At 65.2% G+C, this 17,100-nt stretch carries 20 protein-coding genes and 1 tRNA gene; 6 read left to right on the top strand and 15 right to left on the bottom strand.

All coding sequences use genetic code 11. The annotated features are described in order from the left end of the window. The first annotated feature begins 23 nt into the window (after positions 1–23). Positions 24–1,439, top strand: coding sequence for a glutamate ligase domain-containing protein (locus D2V17_RS06730; RefSeq protein WP_119592320.1), 1,416 nt, complete (start codon positions 24–26; stop codon positions 1,437–1,439). Positions 1,440–1,573: 134 nt separating this feature from the next. Here D2V17_RS06730 and D2V17_RS06735 read toward each other — a convergent pair whose 3' ends face one another. Then, positions 1,574–2,503, bottom strand: a complete 930-nt coding sequence (locus tag D2V17_RS06735; protein ID WP_119592321.1) for a DUF808 domain-containing protein — start codon at positions 2,501–2,503, stop codon at positions 1,574–1,576. Positions 2,504–2,582: 79 nt separating this feature from the next. Continuing rightward, complete coding sequence (locus D2V17_RS06740; RefSeq protein ID WP_119592322.1) at positions 2,583–3,098, bottom strand: DUF3237 domain-containing protein; 516 nt, start codon at positions 3,096–3,098, stop codon at positions 2,583–2,585. Positions 3,099–3,333: 235 nt separating this feature from the next. On the opposite strand from D2V17_RS06740, the gene rpsF reads away from it, so the two are divergent. Genes rpsF through rplI form a run of 3 tightly spaced genes read left to right on the top strand, consistent with a single transcriptional unit; the run spans position 3,334 to position 4,548 of the window. Then, complete coding sequence (rpsF, locus tag D2V17_RS06745) at positions 3,334–3,699, top strand: 30S ribosomal protein S6 (protein ID WP_119592323.1); 366 nt, start codon at positions 3,334–3,336, stop codon at positions 3,697–3,699. Next, on the top strand, positions 3,699–3,923 hold the full coding sequence (gene rpsR, locus D2V17_RS06750) for a 30S ribosomal protein S18 (RefSeq protein WP_119592324.1): 225 nt from the start codon (positions 3,699–3,701) through the stop codon (positions 3,921–3,923). Before rpsF ends, rpsR begins: the two co-directional genes overlap by 1 nt. A 13-nt stretch (positions 3,924–3,936) precedes the next feature. Then, positions 3,937–4,548: a 50S ribosomal protein L9 gene (rplI, locus tag D2V17_RS06755; RefSeq protein ID WP_119592325.1), complete on the top strand. Its 612-nt coding sequence runs from the start codon at positions 3,937–3,939 to the stop codon at positions 4,546–4,548. Between the two features lie 89 nt (positions 4,549–4,637). Here rplI and D2V17_RS21265 read toward each other — a convergent pair whose 3' ends face one another. Next, positions 4,638–4,775: a hypothetical protein gene (locus D2V17_RS21265; RefSeq protein WP_191229109.1), complete on the bottom strand. Its 138-nt coding sequence runs from the start codon at positions 4,773–4,775 to the stop codon at positions 4,638–4,640. 104 nt (positions 4,776–4,879) lie between these two features. Beyond that, positions 4,880–5,638: an alpha/beta fold hydrolase gene (locus tag D2V17_RS06760; protein ID WP_119592326.1), complete on the bottom strand. Its 759-nt coding sequence runs from the start codon at positions 5,636–5,638 to the stop codon at positions 4,880–4,882. Positions 5,639–5,749: 111 nt separating this feature from the next. Between D2V17_RS06760 and D2V17_RS06765 the strand changes: the two genes are divergently transcribed. Further along, positions 5,750–6,829 carry an HlyD family secretion protein gene (locus D2V17_RS06765; RefSeq protein WP_245978575.1) on the top strand — a complete coding sequence of 360 codons (1,080 nt, stop codon included), beginning with the start codon at positions 5,750–5,752 and terminating at the stop codon, positions 6,827–6,829. Between the two features lies 1 nt (position 6,830). After that, positions 6,831–8,396 carry an MDR family MFS transporter gene (locus D2V17_RS06770; RefSeq protein ID WP_119592327.1) on the top strand — a complete coding sequence of 522 codons (1,566 nt, stop codon included), beginning with the start codon at positions 6,831–6,833 and terminating at the stop codon, positions 8,394–8,396. A gap of 127 nt (positions 8,397–8,523) precedes the next feature. Here the strand turns inward: D2V17_RS06770 and D2V17_RS06775 are convergent, their stop codons facing one another. The 11 genes from D2V17_RS06775 to D2V17_RS06825 all read right to left on the bottom strand — a co-directional run bounded on the left by D2V17_RS06775 (position 8,524) and on the right by D2V17_RS06825 (position 16,966). Continuing rightward, positions 8,524–9,267: a DUF4336 domain-containing protein gene (locus D2V17_RS06775; protein ID WP_119592328.1), complete on the bottom strand. Its 744-nt coding sequence runs from the start codon at positions 9,265–9,267 to the stop codon at positions 8,524–8,526. 117 nt (positions 9,268–9,384) lie between these two features. Next, positions 9,385–10,410: an aspartate-semialdehyde dehydrogenase gene (locus D2V17_RS06780; protein WP_119592329.1), complete on the bottom strand. Its 1,026-nt coding sequence runs from the start codon at positions 10,408–10,410 to the stop codon at positions 9,385–9,387. Between the two features lie 219 nt (positions 10,411–10,629). Beyond that, positions 10,630–11,850, bottom strand: a complete 1,221-nt coding sequence (locus D2V17_RS06785) for an APC family permease (RefSeq protein WP_191229110.1) — start codon at positions 11,848–11,850, stop codon at positions 10,630–10,632. A 97-nt stretch (positions 11,851–11,947) separates the two neighbouring features. After that, complete coding sequence (rplS, locus tag D2V17_RS06790; protein WP_119592331.1) at positions 11,948–12,319, bottom strand: 50S ribosomal protein L19; 372 nt, start codon at positions 12,317–12,319, stop codon at positions 11,948–11,950. A 4-nt stretch (positions 12,320–12,323) separates the two neighbouring features. Next, the gene (gene trmD, locus D2V17_RS06795) at positions 12,324–13,157 is read right to left on the bottom strand and encodes a tRNA (guanosine(37)-N1)-methyltransferase TrmD (RefSeq protein ID WP_119592332.1); all 834 of its coding nucleotides are present in this window, start codon (positions 13,155–13,157) and stop codon (positions 12,324–12,326) included. 5 nt (positions 13,158–13,162) lie between these two features. Then, positions 13,163–13,468 (bottom strand): hypothetical protein, encoded by a 306-nt coding sequence (locus D2V17_RS06800; protein WP_119592333.1) that lies wholly within the window; start codon positions 13,466–13,468, stop codon positions 13,163–13,165. Between the two features lies 1 nt (position 13,469). Further along, on the bottom strand, positions 13,470–13,982 hold the full coding sequence (rimM, locus tag D2V17_RS06805) for a ribosome maturation factor RimM (protein WP_245978577.1): 513 nt from the start codon (positions 13,980–13,982) through the stop codon (positions 13,470–13,472). Positions 13,983–14,103: 121 nt separating this feature from the next. After that, a complete protein-coding gene (rpsP, locus tag D2V17_RS06810; RefSeq protein ID WP_119592335.1) occupies positions 14,104–14,571 on the bottom strand; it encodes a 30S ribosomal protein S16 in 468 nt (155 codons plus the stop codon). A gap of 33 nt (positions 14,572–14,604) precedes the next feature. Then, positions 14,605–16,065 (bottom strand): signal recognition particle protein, encoded by a 1,461-nt coding sequence (gene ffh, locus D2V17_RS06815; RefSeq protein WP_119592336.1) that lies wholly within the window; start codon positions 16,063–16,065, stop codon positions 14,605–14,607. A 188-nt stretch (positions 16,066–16,253) separates the two neighbouring features. Next, positions 16,254–16,329: transfer RNA gene (locus D2V17_RS06820), tRNA-Ala, on the bottom strand. A gap of 310 nt (positions 16,330–16,639) precedes the next feature. Continuing rightward, positions 16,640–16,966, bottom strand: a complete 327-nt coding sequence (locus D2V17_RS06825; RefSeq protein ID WP_119592337.1) for an FYDLN acid domain-containing protein — start codon at positions 16,964–16,966, stop codon at positions 16,640–16,642. Positions 16,967–17,100 lie beyond the last annotated feature (134 nt).

Genomic DNA, 17,100 nt, shown 5'->3' on the forward strand with positions numbered 1-17,100 from the left:
ATTCGCGCATACCGCTGGCCGCCATGACCCAATCGCTTCTCTCCCGTCCGTTCTTCTTCTGCGGCATCGGTGGCTCGGGCATGTTGCCCTTGGCCGCCATCGTGAAGGGCCTCGGCGCCGAAGTCGCCGGGTCGGACCGCAGCCGCGAACAGGGCCGCACGCCCGAGAAATTCGCCTGGCTCGAAAGCCGGGGCTTTGCCCTGTTCCCGCAGGACGGCAGCGGGCTGACCTCGGGCGAGCAGGTGTTCGTCGCCTCGGCAGCGGTGGAGGACACGGTGCCCGATGCCGCCCGCGCCAAGGCCGTCGGAGCCACGCGGATGACGCGCGCGGAGCTGCTCTCCTCGCTGTTCAACGAGGCCGAATGCTCGCTGGCGGTGGGCGGCACCTCGGGCAAGTCGACCACCACGGCGATGCTCGGCTGGATTCTCCACGCGACGGGCCGCGCGCCCACGATCATGAACGGCGCGGTGATGAAGAACTTCGTCAGCGAAGCAGAGCCCTTCGCCAGCGCCGTGGTGGGCGATGGCAAGGTGTTCGTCTCCGAAGTCGACGAAAGCGACGGCTCGATCACGCTTTACCGCCCGAGCGTCGCCGTGCTGCTTAACGTGAGTCTCGATCACAAGAGCATGGACGAACTGCGTGCCTTGTTTGGTGATTTTCTCGAAGTGTCGGGCCGCGCGGTGGTCAATGCCGACGATGTCGAAGCCTTCCGGCTGGTCGCGCGCGGGCACGATCCGGTCACCTTCGGTATCGACAACAGCTGCGCCGCATTGGGGATCGCCCAAGGCTCGATCACCGAAAGCGCGACGGGCCAGAGCGCCACGGTGATCGACCGCCGCGATGGCAGCGACCATGCCCTCACGCTGGCGATGCCGGGCAAGCACAACCTCTCGAACGCGCTCGCCGCGATTGCCGGGGCCAATGCGGCGGGCATTCCCGTGGCCGAGGCGGTGGCCGCGCTGGCCGACTTCGCCGGGCTCGCGCGCCGGTTCGACATTATCGGCACCACGGCCAGCGGGATCACCGTGATCGACGACTTCGGCCACAACCCCGAGAAGTGCCGCGCCACGCTGAAGACGCTGAAGAGCCAGCCGGGCCGCGTGCTCGCCTTCTTCCAGCCGCATGGCTACGGCCCCTTGCGCCAGATGGGGGCGGAACTGGCGCAGACCTTCGCCGAAGAACTCGGCCCCGAGGACCACACGATCCTGTGCGACCCGGTCTATTTCGGCGGCACGGTCGACCGCTCCGAAGGCAGCGAGCGGATTGTCGCCCTGATGCAGGATGCGGGGGCGAGCGCCGAATATATGCCCGACCGCGAGGATTGCGCCACACGGCTACAGCAATTGTCGCGCCCCGGCGACCGCATCGTGATCATGGGCGCACGCGACGATACGCTGACCTTGTTCGCGAGAGACCTGCTGGCGCGGATCGAAGGTTAGAGCAGGACAACATCGCATTCACTCGCAAAGCCCTTCCCCTTGGGGAAGGGTTGGGATGGGGGTTCCGCGCCAGCGCCGAACCCCCACCCCCAGCCCCTCCCCAAGGGGAGGGGAGCAAGGCGGGTCTTCCCGCTTTAGTGCCCCAGCCGCAATACCTTGTGCAGCACGAACACCAGCACCGTTCCCAGTACCAGCGCCAGCAGCGCTGACAGCGCCGCGAAGCTCAGCCAGCCGAGCGCCCCTCCGGCAATGGCCGAAACGCCATGCTCAATGCCCTCGACCCAGTGCTCCGGCCCGGACACGCCGATCCCGGCCAGCCCGTGCAGGATAATCCCGCCGCCGACCCACAGCATCGCCACCGTGCCGATCACCGACAGCGCCACCAGCAGCCGCGGCATCGCCCGCACCAGCAACCGCCCGAACTTGCGCCCCGCCGACGTCGCCGCCTCTTTCGCGAAATGCAGGCCGACATCGTCCATCTTCACGATCAGCGCCACCACGCCATAAACACCCAGCGTCACCCCGATACCCACCAGCGCCAGCACACCGGCGCGCGTAAGCAGGTCCTCCGAGGCGACCTCGTTCAGCGTGATCGCCATGATCTCGGCCGAGAGGATCAGGTCGGTGCGGACCGCGCCCGAAACGCGCTGCTTCTCGAAGGCGACCGGGTCCGTGATCTCGTCGTCGAGCGTCTGGCCGTGTTTCTCGCCGCCGAGCTTTTCGAGCACCTTCTCGGCCCCCTCGTAGGAGAGGTAGGCCCCGCCCAGCATCAGGATGAACAGGATCGCCTGCGGCAGGAACTCGCTCAGCAGCAGCGCGCCGGGCAGGAGGATGGCCAGCTTGTTGATCAGGCTGCCCTTGGTGATGTTCCAGATGATCGGCAGCTCGCGCGCGGGGCTCAGGCCGGTGACATAGCTCGGCGCCACTGCGGCATCGTCGATCACCACGCCCGCCGTCTTCGACCCCGCCCGTCCGGCGGCAGCGGCAATATCGTCGACGCTGGCCGAAGCGGTGCGCGCAATGATCGAAACGTCGTCAAGCAGGGCGACAAGGCCACCGGGCATCGAGATACTCCTATTGTCGGGGCAGGTCCGTCCGTCTGCCAATGGTCAGGCCGGACCAGTGGTTCCCCTAGCACGCGGCCTAGTTGGCGCGATAGACCGTGATCACAACCGCCGGCTCCGCCGCAGCGGGGTCGAAACCTAGCGTCCCAATGTAGCCGCCCTTGCTCAGCCACGCGTACTTGCCGAGCGGAGCCTCAAACACCGGGCTGGTGCGCACGGGCGGCGGTGTGCCATCCTCGCCCGGCCTGCACAGCGCGCCCGAATTAACCACGTTGATCACCACGCCATCGTCGGTGCGCAGGAAATAGTCGGCGATGATCTCGGTACAGCCATCGGCGCGGTCAAGCTGCCAGTCCCAGCCCATCGGCAGGATTTCGCCCCTGATCGCGGGGCCTTCGAAGGTGCCGCCGGTGATCGGGATGATGCGCCGCATGCCCCGCCCCGTCTCGCCCACCTCGATGGCCGGGCCGAGTGTCACCACCGAGCGATAGAGCAGCTCCAGCCCCGGTTCGGGCGCATCCTGCGCAACCGCCGGAGCTGCCGAGGCCCCCGCTGCCAGCGCAGCCAGCAACAGCCGCTTTCCTGCAAATACCATATCGTCTCCCCTTGCCCGCGAGCCGCGCTCGCCCCATGCTGGCAGTCATGCCGCAAGCAGGCCGATTTGCAATGGCTTGCATTCCCCACCCGTTCCGCTAAGAGCGCCGCTTCCGCGGGGCCGACGGGCCTCGTGGAAACCACTCCTGCGTGGGTGGGATTTGAAGAAAGCCGGAGGGGCCCCTGCGATTCGCGCGGGATGTCAGCGATCGGCGGAAACATGAAAGGAAGCAAGCATGGCTCTTTACGAGCACGTGTTTCTTGCGCGTCAGGATCTGAGCCAGGCTCAGGTTGATGCGCTTGCTGCCGGTGCCACGGAAACCGTGGAGAAGATGGGCGGCAAGGTCGTGAAGACCGAGACCTGGGGCCTCAAGAGCCTCGCTTACAAGATCGACCGTAACCGCAAGGCGCACTTCGTCATGCTCAACATCGAAGGTCCGGGCGACCTCGTGGCTGAGCTGGAGCGCCAGAACAACATCAACGAAGACGTCATTCGCTGGCTCACCATCGCGGTTGAGAGCCACGAGGACGGCCCTTCGGTCATGATGCGCAAGAACGATCGCGAGCGGAAGCGCCGCGAAAGCCGGGAGGATCGTGACTGATGGCACGCCCGTTTTACCGCCGCCGCAAGTCCTGCCCGTTCGCGGCCAAGGACGCTCCGCAGATCGACTACAAGGACGTGCGCCTGCTGCAGGGCTTCATGTCCGAGCGTGGCAAGATCGTGCCTTCGCGCATCACCGCCGTTTCCGCCAAGAAGCAGCGTGAGCTGGCCAAGGCGATCAAGCGCGCCCGTCACCTGGGCCTGCTGCCCTACATCGTGAAGTAAGGGAGAAAAGATCATGGATATCATTCTCCTCGAACGCGTCGAAAAGCTCGGCCAGATCGGTGACATCGTCTCCGTGCGTGACGGCTATGCCCGCAACTTCCTCCTTCCGCAGAAGAAGGCGCTGCGCGCCAACGAAGCGAACAAGAAGGTGTTCGAAGCCAACCGCGAGCGTCTCGAAGCCGAGAACGCCGAGAAGCGCGTTGTGGCCGAGAAGCAGGGCGAGACCGTCAACGGCGAAGAGATCGTGCTGATCCGCTCGGCCTCGAACTCGGGCCAGCTCTATGGTTCGGTCAACGTTCGCGACGTCGCCATGGCGCTCACCGAGAAGGGCCACAAGATCGACAAGCGTCAGGTCATCATGGGCGCGCCCATCAAGACCATCGGCATGTTCGACGTGACCGTCACGCTGCACCCCGAGGTTTCGGTCATCGTGAAGGCGAATGTCGCCCGTTCGGAAGACGAAGCCGAGCTGCAGAGCCAGGGCATCGACATCCTCTCGCAGATGGCTGAGGAAGTGCGTGACGAGAGCGACGGCTTCACCGAAGCCCTCGATCCCGATCGCGAACTCGGCGAACTGCCGAGCGCCGATGTCGGCGAAGAAGCCGCCGAAGAGGGCGAAGCCTAAGGCTTCAGCGCTTCAAGCGATTAAAAAAAAGGGCGTTGCCGGGTTCGGCAACGCCCTTTTTTTTTGGGCCTGATGTCCGCGAGCCTGTCCTATCCGTTCATCTGCGCGGGAACCTGATCCTTCTCCGCAACTTCGCGTTCCTCATCCGGGATGAAGATCGCCCTCTGGCGCTTCTTCTGATGCGCGGCGGGCTCGTGCTGAGAACGATCGATCAACTCGTATTCCATCGCCTCTCTCCTGTTGGGTTATTGCAGGAGAAACGGCGGCGCGAGCATGCAGGTTCCGGCCCCGGCGACGAACCGGGAGGAAATTGCGCCAGTCGGCAAACCGCTCAGTTTTCGGCCAAAAAATCCCTGATCGCCATGCCGAGGTCGGCCTCGGTCACACTGCTCATGTGGGTACCCGGAATGGTCACATGATGCGCGTCGGGCAGCGCCTCGGCCAGCTTCTCGCTTGACCCGTTATCGCCATCCTTGTCGCCGCAGATCACAGCAGTGGGCATCGTGATTTTTGCAAGGTCGCCAGCGGCAATATCGTCGACCGACGTAAGCAGCAGCCGGGCCGCCACACGGTCGACCTTCATCTGCTTCATGAACGCAACCGCCATAAAGGCCGCGTCACCGCGCTTGACCTCATCGAAGCGGTCGATAGCGTCGAGGAAGAAGGCACTGCGCCGCTGCCAGCCCGAAAGGCCCTCCAGCCCCATCCCGCACAGCGCCAGCCGCCTTGGGGCAAGCCCGTCGATTACCGCCGCAGCCGCCGTGCGCGCGCCCAGCGAGAACCCGGCGAGGTCGTAGTCATCGAGGCCAAGCGCCTTCACCACCGCCGCCAGATCCTGCGTCAGCACCCCTTGCGGATAGGCCTCGGGATCGTGCGGCGCGCCGCTTTCGCCATGGGCGCGAAGGTCGGGCATCAGGCATTCGAAGCCCGCCCCGGCGAGCAGCGCAGCGTGCCCGAAGCGCAGCCAGTTCATCTCGGCGCTGGAAAACAGCCCGTGCAGCAGCAGCACCGGCCTGCCCTCGCCCAGGCGGTGAATGGCCAGCGGGGTGCCGTCGAAACTGGTGATCATCTGGGTCTGGTGCTCGTGCATTCCCCTGAGGTGACAGGCCCTTTGCGTTTGCGCAAGGGCAGGCGGGTGCAGGTTGCTATGTGCAATGCACCGACCTAGACGGGGCCAACCAGTGCAGGATTTGTTGCCGTAATGTCCGACTTTCCCGAACCGCCCCCCGTAGCCGAGGCCAACCAGACAGACCCGCAGCCCCCCAGGCGTCGTTTTGGCCGGATCGCGCTGATGGTGTCGCTGCCGATTGCGCTGATGGTGGGCGGGTTCATTTACTGGCAGGGGCTGCAAGGCAAGATCAGCACCGACAACGCCTATGTGAAGCAGGACATGGTCGCGGTCAGCTCCGAGGTCGGCGGGCGCATCATCGCAGTGATGGCCAAGGAAGGCGACACCGTCGAAGCCGGGCAACTGCTGTTCCGCATCGATCCCGAACCCTATCAGTTGCAGATTCAGCAGGCCAATGCGGCGATTGCCGGGGCGCAGGCCAATGTCACCAGCTTGCAGAACAACACCGACCTCACCGGGGTGGACATCTCCGCCGCCCGCGAGGACATCGCCTTTGCCGAAAGCCGCTTCGAACGCCAGCGCCAGCTGTGGGAGCGCGGCTTCACCACCAAGGCCGACTATGACGCGGCGCAGCACGCGGTCACACAGGCACGCGAATCGCTGCGGCAGGCCGAGGCCCGTCAGCGTGAGGCTCGGGCCAAGCTGGCCAACGGCAGCGCGGTTCCGGGCGTGAACCCGCAGATCGCCGCCGGCGAGGCCCAGCGCGCCAGCGCCCAGCTCAACCTGCGTCGCACCGAGGTCCATGCCCCTGCCGCAGGGCGCGTGGCGGAGGCAGACCGCCTGCAAGTGGGCCAGCAAGTGCTGCCCAACCTGCCGGTGCTCACGCTGGTCGAGGAGCAGACCACCTATGTCGAGGCCAACTTCAAGGAAACCGACCTTGCTGACATGGCCGTGGGCCAGCGCGCCGAACTACGCTTCGATGCCTTCCCCGGTGTGGTGCTGAAGGGCCACGTGGCCTCGATCGGCGCGGGCACGGGCAGCGAATTCTCGGTGCTGCCGGCGCAGAACGCCAGCGGCAACTGGGTCAAGGTGACGCAGCGCGTGCCGGTGCGGATCGCGGTCGACGACAAGAGCCCGCGCCCGCTCATCGCCGGGCTCTCGACCGAGGTCACGGTGTTTACCGCCACGGGCTCCGCCCACGAGGCCCGGTAGGATGGCCAGCGTCGCCGGACGCGGCACTGGCAAGGCGCCCGCGCCCGCCTCCCCGCCCGCCGACGTTGCCCAGCTACCGGTCGGCAATCACCTGCTGCTGATCGTCGGGGTGATGATCGCCTCGCTGTTGCAGGTGCTCGACGTGACCATCGCCAATGTCGCGATCCCGCATATGCGCGCCTCGCTCAGCGCGACGCCCGACACCATCAGCTGGGTGCTGACCAGCTACATCATCGCCAGCGCCGTGGCCCTGCCGATCACCGGCTGGCTGGCCGACCGGATCGGCTCGCGGCGGCTGTTCCTGATGTCGGTGGTGATCTTCGTGGTCGCCTCGATGCTGTGCGGAATTGCGCAGAACCTCGAACAGATGGTGCTGTTCCGCGCCATTCAGGGCTGCGGCGGGGCCTTTATCGCCCCGCTCAGCCAGAGCGCGCTGCTCGACACCACGCGGCCCAGCAAGCAGCCGCAGATCATCGCGCTGTGGGGCATGGGGGTGATCGTGGGGCCGATCATCGGCCCGGTGCTCGGCGGCTGGCTGACCGAGATCGCCAACTGGCGCTGGGTGTTCTTCGTCAATGTGCCGTTCGGGATCATCTGCATCGTGATCCTGCTCGCCGAGTTGCCGAGCCGGGCCATCCGCCACCGCCGGTTCGACCTGTTCGGCTTTGCCATGGTGGCGCTGGCGCTGGCCTCGCTCCAGCTGCTGCTCGACCGCGGCAATACGGTGGACTGGTTCGCCTCGGTCGAGACCTTCATCTACATCGGCCTGATGCTGACCGGCGCGTGGATCGGGGTGATCCACCTCTCGACCACTCCGCGCCCGCTGTTCGACCGGCGCCTGTTCGCCGACATCAACTTCGTGATCGCAGCGGTGTTCCTGTTCATCGTCGGCGTGGCCATGTTTGCTACCATCGCGATCCTGCCGCCGATGTTGCAGGGCCTGTTCGGCTATGACGTGATCGACACCGGGCTGGTGCTGATGCCGCGCGGCGTGGGGGTGCTGATCACGATGCAACTGTCGGGCCTGCTGCTGAAGAAGGGCGTCGATGCGCGCTGGCAGGTGGCCTTCGGGTTCCTCATCACCTTTTGGTCGCTGCACGAGATGGGGGCCTGGACGCTCGACATTGCGCGGTGGGATTTCATGATCACCGGCTTCATTCAGGGCCTCGGCATCGGCTTCGTGTTCATTCCGCTCAACACCACCGCCTTTGCCACCCTGCCCCCCGAACTGCGCACCGACGGCTCCAGCCTGCTGAACCTGTCGCGCTCGGTCGGCTCGTCGGTAGGCATTTCGGTGGTGATGACGCTTGCCGCCAACGAGACACAACGCAACCATGCCGAACTGGCCGCCCACGTGACGGGCGAGGTGACATCGGCAATCGATCTCTCCAGCCTCGACAGATACCAGCAATATGGCCAGACCGCGCTGGCCGTGGCCGACGCCGAGGTAACACGGCAGGCGGCCATGATCGCCTACCTCAACGACTTCCGCCTGATGAGCTGGCTGTGCCTCGCCGCCGTGCCGCTGGTGCTGCTGATGCGCAAGTCGCGGCGCTACGGCACCTAGCGCGGGAGACATAGCATTGCCTCGCAAAGCCCTTCCCCTGTGGGGAAGGGTTGGGATGGGGGGCCCGCGTCGAACCCCCACCCCCAGCCCCTCCCCAAGGGGAGGGGAGCAAGTTGGATCAGGGTATCTAACTCGCCCAGCGGAATGCGCGTTCGAGCGCAGCGGGCACGTCCTCGGTGATCGGCTTGCCGTGGGCCATGGTCACGCGCACTACCGGCCAATCGAGCATCTTCGCCACTTGCACGCGCACCTCGTCCATCTTCGGGCGGAAGGTCATGCGCGCGTCAATCGGCAGGCTCCCGGTCGCCCCGGCCAGCTTGAGCGCCCAGCGCTGGAGCGGGTTGTTCACGCGCTCGGGCTCGAAGTTCTCGATCAGGTCGACCAGCACCAGCACCTGCGCCGCCTTCACGAAAAACACCGCCTCGCTGAAGCTGGTGCCGGGGACCAGCAGCCAGTCGATCTCGTCCGACCACGGGAAACGCGTGCCATCCTCGAGCTTGGTGTCGATCCGGAACGGGCGCTTGGCCTTCACGTCGAGATCCGGGACCGCAAGGCTCTGCGCCTCGGGATAGCGTTCGATCCAGTCGGCCATGAACCAGTAGTGGATCGAGTTGGGCGCCACCAACCAACGCACCTCGCCCAGCTTCTCGATAGCGGCGAACAGCGCCTCGTCAGGGGCGATGGGAGAGTGCAGCCACAGCCCGCCATCGGCGAGCCGGACCACGGTCATGCGGGTGGGAAAGGGCACCTTGAACGGCCCCAGGTCCATGCGGATTTCCGGCCCGTCGACGATCCACACGTTCTCGCCAAACGGTTTCGGCTCGTTAAGCGGCGCATATTCGACATAGGCGCCCTTGTGCTCGGTGCTCATCCGGTTCTCCTTCGCGACATATTGTTGCCGGTGCCTGTTGCACAGAAGGATTGCCAGACCAAGTCACCCGCCGCGCCGATGCTGGAAAGCCAGCGGCGCGGCGGGCGGTAAGCTGGATCAGCCCTTCTTGAGCTGGGTGCGGCCGAGCAGCTCGGCGATCTGCACCGCGTTGAGCGCGGCGCCCTTGCGCAGGTTGTCCGACACGCACCAGATCTGCAGGCCGTTGTCGACGGTCGGGTCTTCGCGCACGCGGCTGACGAAGGTCGCATAGTCGCCCGCGCATTCGATCGGGGTCACGTATCCGCCATCCTCGCGCTTGTCGACGAGCATCACGCCCGGCGCCTCGCGCAGGATGTTCTGGGCCTGCTTGGCGCTGATCTCGTTCTCGAACTCGATATTGATCGATTCCGAATGGCCGACGAACACCGGCACGCGCACGCAGGTCGCCGCCATCTTGACCTTGGGATCGAGAATCTTCTTGGTCTCGACCACCATCTTCCACTCTTCCTTGGTCGAGCCGTCATCCATGAACACGTCGATGTGCGGGATGACGTTGAAGGCGATCTGCTTGGTGAACTTGCGCGGCTCGACCGGATCGTTGACGAAGATTGCGCGGCTCTGTTCGAACAGTTCGTCCATGCCGTCCTTGCCCGCGCCGGAAACCGACTGGTAGGTGCTCACCACCACGCGCTTGATCTTGGCGGCATCGTGCAGCGGCTTGAGCGCCACCACCAGCTGCGCGGTCGAGCAGTTGGGATTGGCGATGATGTTCTTGTTCTTGTAGCCCTCGATCGCATCCGGGTTCACCTCGGGCACGATCAGCGGCACGTCGGGGTCCATGCGGAACAGCGACGAATTGTCGATTACCACGCAGCCGGCTGCGGCGGCCTTGGGGGCATATTCCTTGGTCGGGCCCGAGCCTGCCGCGAACAGCGCGATATCCCAGCCGGTGAAGTCGAAGTGTTCGAGGTTCTTGCACTTGAGCATCTTGCCGGTGTCGCCGAACTCGATCTCGGTGCCCTGGCTGCGCGAAGAGGCAACTGCGGCAATCTCGTCGATCGGAAACTCGCGCTCTGCAAGAATGGCGAGCATCTCACGCCCGACATTGCCCGTCGCTCCGACCACAACCACACGATAACCCATTCTTCCATTCCCTTCATTGTCGGCCGATCCTTGCCGGATGCGGCCTGTAAAATTCGTTGCCTGGGGCCAGAGTCTGACGACATTACCCTGATCCAGCTTGCTCCCCTCCCCTTGGGGAGGGGCTGGGGGTGGGGGCTGGACGCTGCTTGGCGCAGAACCCCCATCCCAACCCTTCCCCAAGGGGAAGGGCTTTGCGGATCGATGCTATGTCATACCGCTCTAAACCACCCCCGTGAGATAGCCGACCAGCATAACCGCGCCTGCCAGCGCACCGATCAGCCCAACGCTCGCCACGACGCGGCTACCCGCCTGCCGGTGGATCGCGATCCAGTTGACCAGCGCGAAGATCAGCAGAAAAACGAAGCTCGCCCCTTCGACCAGTTGCTCGATCCCGCCGACCAGCACGAAGACGCCCGCCACCGCCGAAATCAGCACCGTGCCCGCCCACGGGACGTTGTGCCCGTCGCGCTGGCCAAACAGCGCTGGCATCTCCCCATCCTCGGCGGCCTGCGCCGCCAGCCGCGCGGTGGCGAAAACCGTGGCGTTGATGGCCGAGCCCGCCGAGAAGGTCGCCGCCACCGACACTGCGATAAAACCCGCCAGCCCCAGCGCCTCGCGCCCGGCAATGGCCAGCGCCACTTCCTCGTGCGCGACGATCTGGTCGGCCCCGGCCAGCATCCCCGCCCCCAGCGCCACCACGATATAGGTCACCGTGGTCATCGCGATGGCGAGCGGCATGGCAATGCGGATCGTGCGCGCAGGGTTCCGCATTTCGTCGTAGTCGTAGCTCAGGAGCTGGAAGCCTTCGTAGGCCATGAACACCACACCCATGCCCACCACCGCATGGCCCAGCCCCACCGGCTGCCCCGCTTCCAGCATCAGCTTTTCGGGGGCCCAGTGCCACAGCCCGAGAAAGGCCAGCCCGAGCAGAATCACGAGCTTCCCGCTCACCGCGATCAGTTCGAACATCGTCGATTCGCTCGCGCCCCACAGGTTCAGCCCCGCCAGCAGCGCTATCGCTCCCAGCGCGCAGGCCAGGGCCACCCAGTGCGGCGCACCGAAGGCATTGGCGGCATAGGACCCGAAGGTCACCGCATAGACCGCCACGGTAAGCGTATAGCCCGCCACCAGCACCCAGGCGACCGCCGTCGCCGAGCGCCGCCAGCCCAGCGCGCGCAGATAGGCATAGGAACCGCCGGGCTCGCCGATCTGGCGGGTCAGCGCCGAATAGGAATGGCCCGAGGCGAGCGCGACGATCCCGCCGAGCAGGAAGCTCACCCAGGCCCAGTGCCCCGCGACCGAGATCACCACCCCGAGAGTGGAGAAAATCCCGCCGCCTATCATCCCGCCGACCGCCATGGCCCATGCCCCGCCCACGCCCAGCGCACGGCGCTGGACGGGCGCAGGTGAGCCCGCAGACTGAGGGGAAGTCGACGACATTACAAACCTTGAAAGACGCAAAACGAAAAGGGGCGCCCTGACCGATCCTGCCAGGGCGCCCCTTCGTCGAACTTGGGTGATTTTCGGAAGGACGGCCTTACTGGCCGACATTCTCCCGACGCTCGGCGATGCGGGCGCGCTTGCCGGTACGGCCGCGCAGATAGTAGAGTTTGGCCCGCCGCACGATACCGCGACGGACCACGGTAATCGAATCGATGTTGGGGCTGTAGAGCGGGAACACACGCTCCACGCCTTCGCCGAAGCTGAGCTTGCGGACGGTGAAATTCGAGTTGATCGAACGGTTCGAACGGGCGATCACGACGCCTTCGAAGTTCTGCACGCGGCTGCGCGTGCCTTCGACAACCTTCACGCCGACACGCACAGTGTCACCAGCGCGGAATGCGGGGATTTCTTTCCCCTCGGTGAGAGCGGCAATCTGTTCCGCTTCCAGTTGCTGAATAAGACCCATGGTCTCAATCCTTCTGTTCACGCCGCGCACCAGAGGCAGACAGACCCGGATCGCCCCCATGGCGTTCCCAAAGGTCCGGCCTGCGTAGCCGTGTGGTCTCTTCGGCCATGTGCTTTCGCCATGCCTCGATCTTCGCATGATCCCCCGATCGCAGCACTTCAGGGATCGTGCGCCCTTCCCATTCATAAGGTCGGGTATACTGCGGATATTCGAGAAGGCCGCTTTCGAAGCTCTCGTCATCCCCGCTAGAAGGCGCGCCCATTACGCCGGGAAGCAGGCGAATGCAAGCATCGAGTATGGCGATGGCGGCAGTTTCTCCGCCCGACAGCACGATGTCGGCAAGGCTCACCTCCTCGATGGCGGGACGGGCCTCGAACAGGCGCTCGTCAAAACCCTCGAACCGGCCGCACAGGATGGTGACACCGGGGCCCTGCGCGATGGCGCGGATGCGCTCCTGCGTGATCGGTTTGCCGCGCGGCGTCATGGCGAGGATGGGGATGGCCCCCGTTTGTCCTGAGCTTGTCGAAGGGCTGTCTTTCTCTCCTGGCGCTGAACCAGAAAGTAAGGGCGATGCTTCGACAAGCTCAGCATGAGCGGATCTGGGTGGATGAATTGAGTCCAACGCCCGCGCCAATACATCGGCCTTCAGCACCATGCCCGCCCCGCCGCCCGCGGGCGTGTCATCGACGGTGCGGTGCTTGTCCTCGGCAAAATCGCGGATCTGCACCGTGCGGCAGGTCCAGTCGCCGCGCTCCAGCGCGCGCCCGGCCAGCGACAGCCCGAGCGGGCCGGGAAACATGTCCGGGTACAGCGTGAGGACGGTGGCGGCGAAGGTCATGCGGCTTACTCGAAGATATCGGGCCGGGGCCGCGCCGGAGCTTCGAACTTGCGCGAAACCAGAAAGGCCACGGGCAGAGCCACGAAGATGTAGAGCACGAAATAGGCCACCAGCAGCACGGTGAGCATGCCAAAGCCAAACGCGGCGCCTCCCAGCAGCGGCACCAGCATCGGCAGGATCGCCCCGCCCATGGCCGCCAGAGCCGCCCGGCGCAGCGCGCTCGTCTCGCGCATGTGCCGCGAGAGCGCAAAGGCAAAGGCCGCGCTCAGCGCCGCCACGAAGACGGTCAGGGCCAGAATTCCGGTTAGCATATCAATCCTCCGCAAAGTCGGCGGAGATTACCATGCCTGTCGCATCCCACGAAAGCACCGCTTCGGGCAGCATCGGCACCATAAAGCGCTGCGGCTTTTTGCCCTCTTCGGCGGGGCGCTCGATCTCGATGATGTCGCTGGCGCCAAAATTCTCGACCGCGATCACGCGGCCCAGTGCTTCGCCGGTGTCAGAGACGGCGGGCAGGCCGATCAGGTCGGCGTGATAGTATTCGCCCTCGGCCAGCGGCGGCAGGGCCTCGCGCGGCACGGCCAGCACGGTGCCGCGCAGTTTCTCGGCATCGGTGCGGCTGGTCACTTCGGCAAAGCGGGCGATCGCCCCGCCCTTGCCGTCGTCGCGCAGTTTGGCGAGCGTGAGTGCGCCTTCGTTGAAGGACTTGTGTTGTTTGAGCGAGGGCAGCCCCTCGCCGAACAGTTTCAGGCGGACCTCGCCCGTTACGCCGTGCGCGCCGGCAATGGCGGCAAGGGTGATGGTCTGGGCCTGGTTTTCGGGCACTTGTCTAGGTTCCAACATCCGCTCGCCCTGAGCCTGTCGAAGGGCCGTTCCTCACTTTCCGCGTAGTGCGAGAAGGGAAAGGCAATCCTTCGACAAGCTCAGGATGATCGGTTTTCGGAAATCAGCCTTCCGAAGCTTCTTCGGCAGCCGGAGCTTCCTCAGCAGCAGCTTCCTCGGCCGGAGCCTCTTCAGCCGGAGCGGCAGCAGCGGCCTTGGCCTCTTCCTCGGCAGCCTTGGCGGCTTCCTCGGCGGCAGCGATCTTCGCGGCCTTCTCTTCAGCGCGTTCCTTGGCGTTTTCGCCCGGCTCACCCTTCTTCGGGTTGTTCCTGGCTTCGCGCTCAAGGATGCCCGCCTTGTCGAGGAAGCGGTGCACGCGGTCGGTCGGCTGGGCGCCAACGCCGAGCCAGTAACGGATGCGGTCCTCGATCAGACGCACGCGGTTCTCGTCTTCCTTGCCGAGCAGCGGGTTGTAGGTGCCGACCTGCTCGAGGAACTTGCCGTCACGGGCACGGCGGCTGTCGGCCACCACGATGCGATAGTACGGACGCTTCTTGGCGCCACCACGGGCGAGCCGGATTGCAATTGCCATTGTAGATTACCTTTCTGAATTAAATTTCTGAAATCACTTCTTGTTCATCAAATTCGCAATGTCGGGCGGGAGGCCGCCAGCGCCGCCTCCTCCGCCGCCGAGCAATCCGCCCAGCCCGCCGCCGCCTGCTCCACCGCCACCGGCGCCGAACATGGCCGCAAGGCCCTTGAGCCCGCCCATCTTCCGGATCTGCTTCATCGCGCGGCCCATTTCCTGGTGCATCTTGAGGATCTTGTTGACCTCCTGCACCGAGGTGCCCGAGCCCGCCGCCACGCGCTTCTTGCGCTTGGCGTTAAGCAGTTCGGGGCGCTCACGCTCCTTCGGCGTCATCGAGCCGATGATCGCGTCCATATGGACCAGCACCTTGTCGTCGACGCCCGAGGCCTGCATCGCGGCCTTGGCCTTCTTCATGCCCGGCATCATGCCCGCGAGCATGCCGAGGCCGCCCATGTTCTGCATCTGCTTCAGCTGCATGCGAAGGTCGTTCAGGTCGAACTTGCCCTTCATCATGCGGTTGGCGAGTTCCTCGGCCTCTTCGGCCTTGATCGTCTCGGCGGCCTTTTCGACCAGCGACACCACATCGCCCATGCCGAGGATGCGGTCGGCCATGCGCGCGGGGTGGAACAGCTCGATCTGGTCGAGCTTCTCGCCGGTACCGGCAAACTTGATCGGCTTGCCGGTGACAGCGCGCATCGACAGCGCCGCACCGCCGCGCGCATCGCCGTCCATGCGGGTGAGCACCACGCCGGTGAGCGGCACTTCGCTGGAGAACGACTGCGCGACGTTGACCGCGTCCTGACCGGTGAGCGAATCGACCACCAGCAGCACTTCGGCAGGCGTCGCCACCGAGGCGACGGCCTTCATCTCGGCCATCAGCGCTTCGTCGACATGGAGGCGGCCCGCAGTATCGAGCAGCAGCACGTCGACGTTCTGCAATTTCGCCGATTCGAGCGCGCGGCGGGCGATGTCGACCGGCTGCTGGCCGGCGATGATCGGCAGCGTCGCCACCTCGACCTGCTCGCCGAGCACCTTGAGCTGTTCCTGCGCCGCCGGACGGTTGACGTCGAGCGAGGCCATCAGGGCCTTCTTGCCCATCTTCGTCTTGATCAGGCGGGCGATCTTGGCGGTGCTGGTGGTCTTGCCCGAGCCCTGCAGGCCGACCATCATGATGACGGCGGGCGGGCGCACATCGAGGTTGAGCGGAACGGCCTCGCCGCGCTCGGTGTCGCCGCCACCGAGCATCGCCACCAGCTCGTCGTTGACGATCTTGATGACCTGCTGGCCGGGGGTGACCGACTTGAGGACTTCCTGACCGACCGCGCGCTGGGTGACCTTGTCGATAAAGTCGCGCGCGACGGGCAGCGCCACGTCGGCTTCGAGCAGGGCCACACGGACCTCGCGCATGGCATCGCGCACGTCCTGTTCGGACAGCGCCCCGCGCCCGCGCAGGCGATCAAAGACACCGTTCAACCGATCGGACAGCGTATCGAACATGCGCGTCACAACTCCACCTTGTGCGCCTGACAGGTGCCAAACGCGAAAAACGCCGGCGGACGAAACCTCGTCGGCCAGCGTGGGGCGAACCCCTATGAACCCAAACTAGTCCGGGTATGTCGATACAGGGCCGCGCAGAGATTTAATCGGGCCACCCGGTATCGACATAGCCGGGGAAGGAAGGTGAATGGTGGAGCCTAGCGGGATCGAACCGCTGACCTCAACACTGCCAGTGTTGCGCTCTCCCAGCTGAGCTAAGGCCCCGTTCCATTCAAAGTCCCGGTCACTGGGTGCGTCCGGGAGGCAGCCCTCTAGAAGGGTGCCGAAGATTGCGCAAGAGGGTTTTTTGCGTTTTGTTTCGTCCCGGAGAAAAAGTTTGCCTCACTCCCCCGGGAAGAAGCCCGACCCCGGACCAAGTCCGGGGTGACGAGCATATTGGAGCAGCCGAACCCAACACTCCGAGCGAAGCGAAGGCGAGGCCGACTGGCCGCCCGCAGCTGCCCCGCACCCCGGACTTGATCCGGGGGGAGGGAACAGCAGCGAGGACGCAGCCCCGGATGGGGCTGCGCAAAACTCAGCTATCATCTTCCTTGTCGTCGTCGCCGGTGTCGACGCCGAGATCGTCGTCACCGCCGAGGTCGACGTCGTTGTCGGGCGAATCGTCGTCATCGTCGATATCGTCGAGATCGTCATCGTCGCCGCCCAGATCCGAGTCGGCATCCTTGCCTTCGACCTTCTTCTCTTCCTCGAACGGAATCGGCTGCTTGGACTTGAGCACCGGCTCGGGCGTCCATTCGTTGCCGCATTCGATGCAGGTGACCGGGTCTTCCTTGCCCAGATCGTAGAAGCGTTCACCGCACTTGGGGCAGGTGCGCTTGGAGCCCCATTCTGGCTTGACCATCAAAGTGTCCTTGTCTCGCCCGGATATAGAGTAACGCCGGGTCGGGGGTAATCGGGTGACATGTTCCTGGCTGGCAATACCAGCTCGGGAATCATTGGCGCAGCGCCTTGCCATAGGGCCATGCCACTGTCAAA

This window comes from Aurantiacibacter xanthus, assembly GCF_003584015.1.
Lineage (GTDB): Bacteria > Pseudomonadota > Alphaproteobacteria > Sphingomonadales > Sphingomonadaceae > Alteraurantiacibacter > Alteraurantiacibacter xanthus.

Coding starts and splice junctions, on each gene's coding strand:
- trmD (WP_119592332.1), bottom strand. CDS start 13,157: ATGACCTTCGCCGCCACCGTCCTCACGCTGTACCCGGACATGTTTCCC.
- D2V17_RS06765 (WP_245978575.1), top strand. CDS start 5,750: ATGTCCGACTTTCCCGAACCGCCCCCCGTAGCCGAGGCCAACCAGACA.
- rplI (WP_119592325.1), top strand. CDS start 3,937: ATGGATATCATTCTCCTCGAACGCGTCGAAAAGCTCGGCCAGATCGGT.
- D2V17_RS06760 (WP_119592326.1), bottom strand. CDS start 5,638: ATGCACGAGCACCAGACCCAGATGATCACCAGTTTCGACGGCACCCCG.
- rpsF (WP_119592323.1), top strand. CDS start 3,334: ATGGCTCTTTACGAGCACGTGTTTCTTGCGCGTCAGGATCTGAGCCAG.
- D2V17_RS06775 (WP_119592328.1), bottom strand. CDS start 9,267: ATGAGCACCGAGCACAAGGGCGCCTATGTCGAATATGCGCCGCTTAAC.
- rpsR (WP_119592324.1), top strand. CDS start 3,699: ATGGCACGCCCGTTTTACCGCCGCCGCAAGTCCTGCCCGTTCGCGGCC.
- D2V17_RS06770 (WP_119592327.1), top strand. CDS start 6,831: ATGGCCAGCGTCGCCGGACGCGGCACTGGCAAGGCGCCCGCGCCCGCC.
- rplS (WP_119592331.1), bottom strand. CDS start 12,319: ATGGGTCTTATTCAGCAACTGGAAGCGGAACAGATTGCCGCTCTCACC.
- rpsP (WP_119592335.1), bottom strand. CDS start 14,571: ATGGCAATTGCAATCCGGCTCGCCCGTGGTGGCGCCAAGAAGCGTCCG.
- D2V17_RS06735 (WP_119592321.1), bottom strand. CDS start 2,503: ATGCCCGGTGGCCTTGTCGCCCTGCTTGACGACGTTTCGATCATTGCG.
- D2V17_RS06800 (WP_119592333.1), bottom strand. CDS start 13,468: ATGCTAACCGGAATTCTGGCCCTGACCGTCTTCGTGGCGGCGCTGAGC.
- D2V17_RS21265 (WP_191229109.1), bottom strand. CDS start 4,775: ATGGAATACGAGTTGATCGATCGTTCTCAGCACGAGCCCGCCGCGCAT.
- D2V17_RS06785 (WP_191229110.1), bottom strand. CDS start 11,850: ATGTCGTCGACTTCCCCTCAGTCTGCGGGCTCACCTGCGCCCGTCCAG.
- D2V17_RS06825 (WP_119592337.1), bottom strand. CDS start 16,966: ATGGTCAAGCCAGAATGGGGCTCCAAGCGCACCTGCCCCAAGTGCGGT.
- D2V17_RS06740 (WP_119592322.1), bottom strand. CDS start 3,098: ATGGTATTTGCAGGAAAGCGGCTGTTGCTGGCTGCGCTGGCAGCGGGG.
- ffh (WP_119592336.1), bottom strand. CDS start 16,065: ATGTTCGATACGCTGTCCGATCGGTTGAACGGTGTCTTTGATCGCCTG.
- D2V17_RS06730 (WP_119592320.1), top strand. CDS start 24: ATGACCCAATCGCTTCTCTCCCGTCCGTTCTTCTTCTGCGGCATCGGT.
- D2V17_RS06780 (WP_119592329.1), bottom strand. CDS start 10,410: ATGGGTTATCGTGTGGTTGTGGTCGGAGCGACGGGCAATGTCGGGCGT.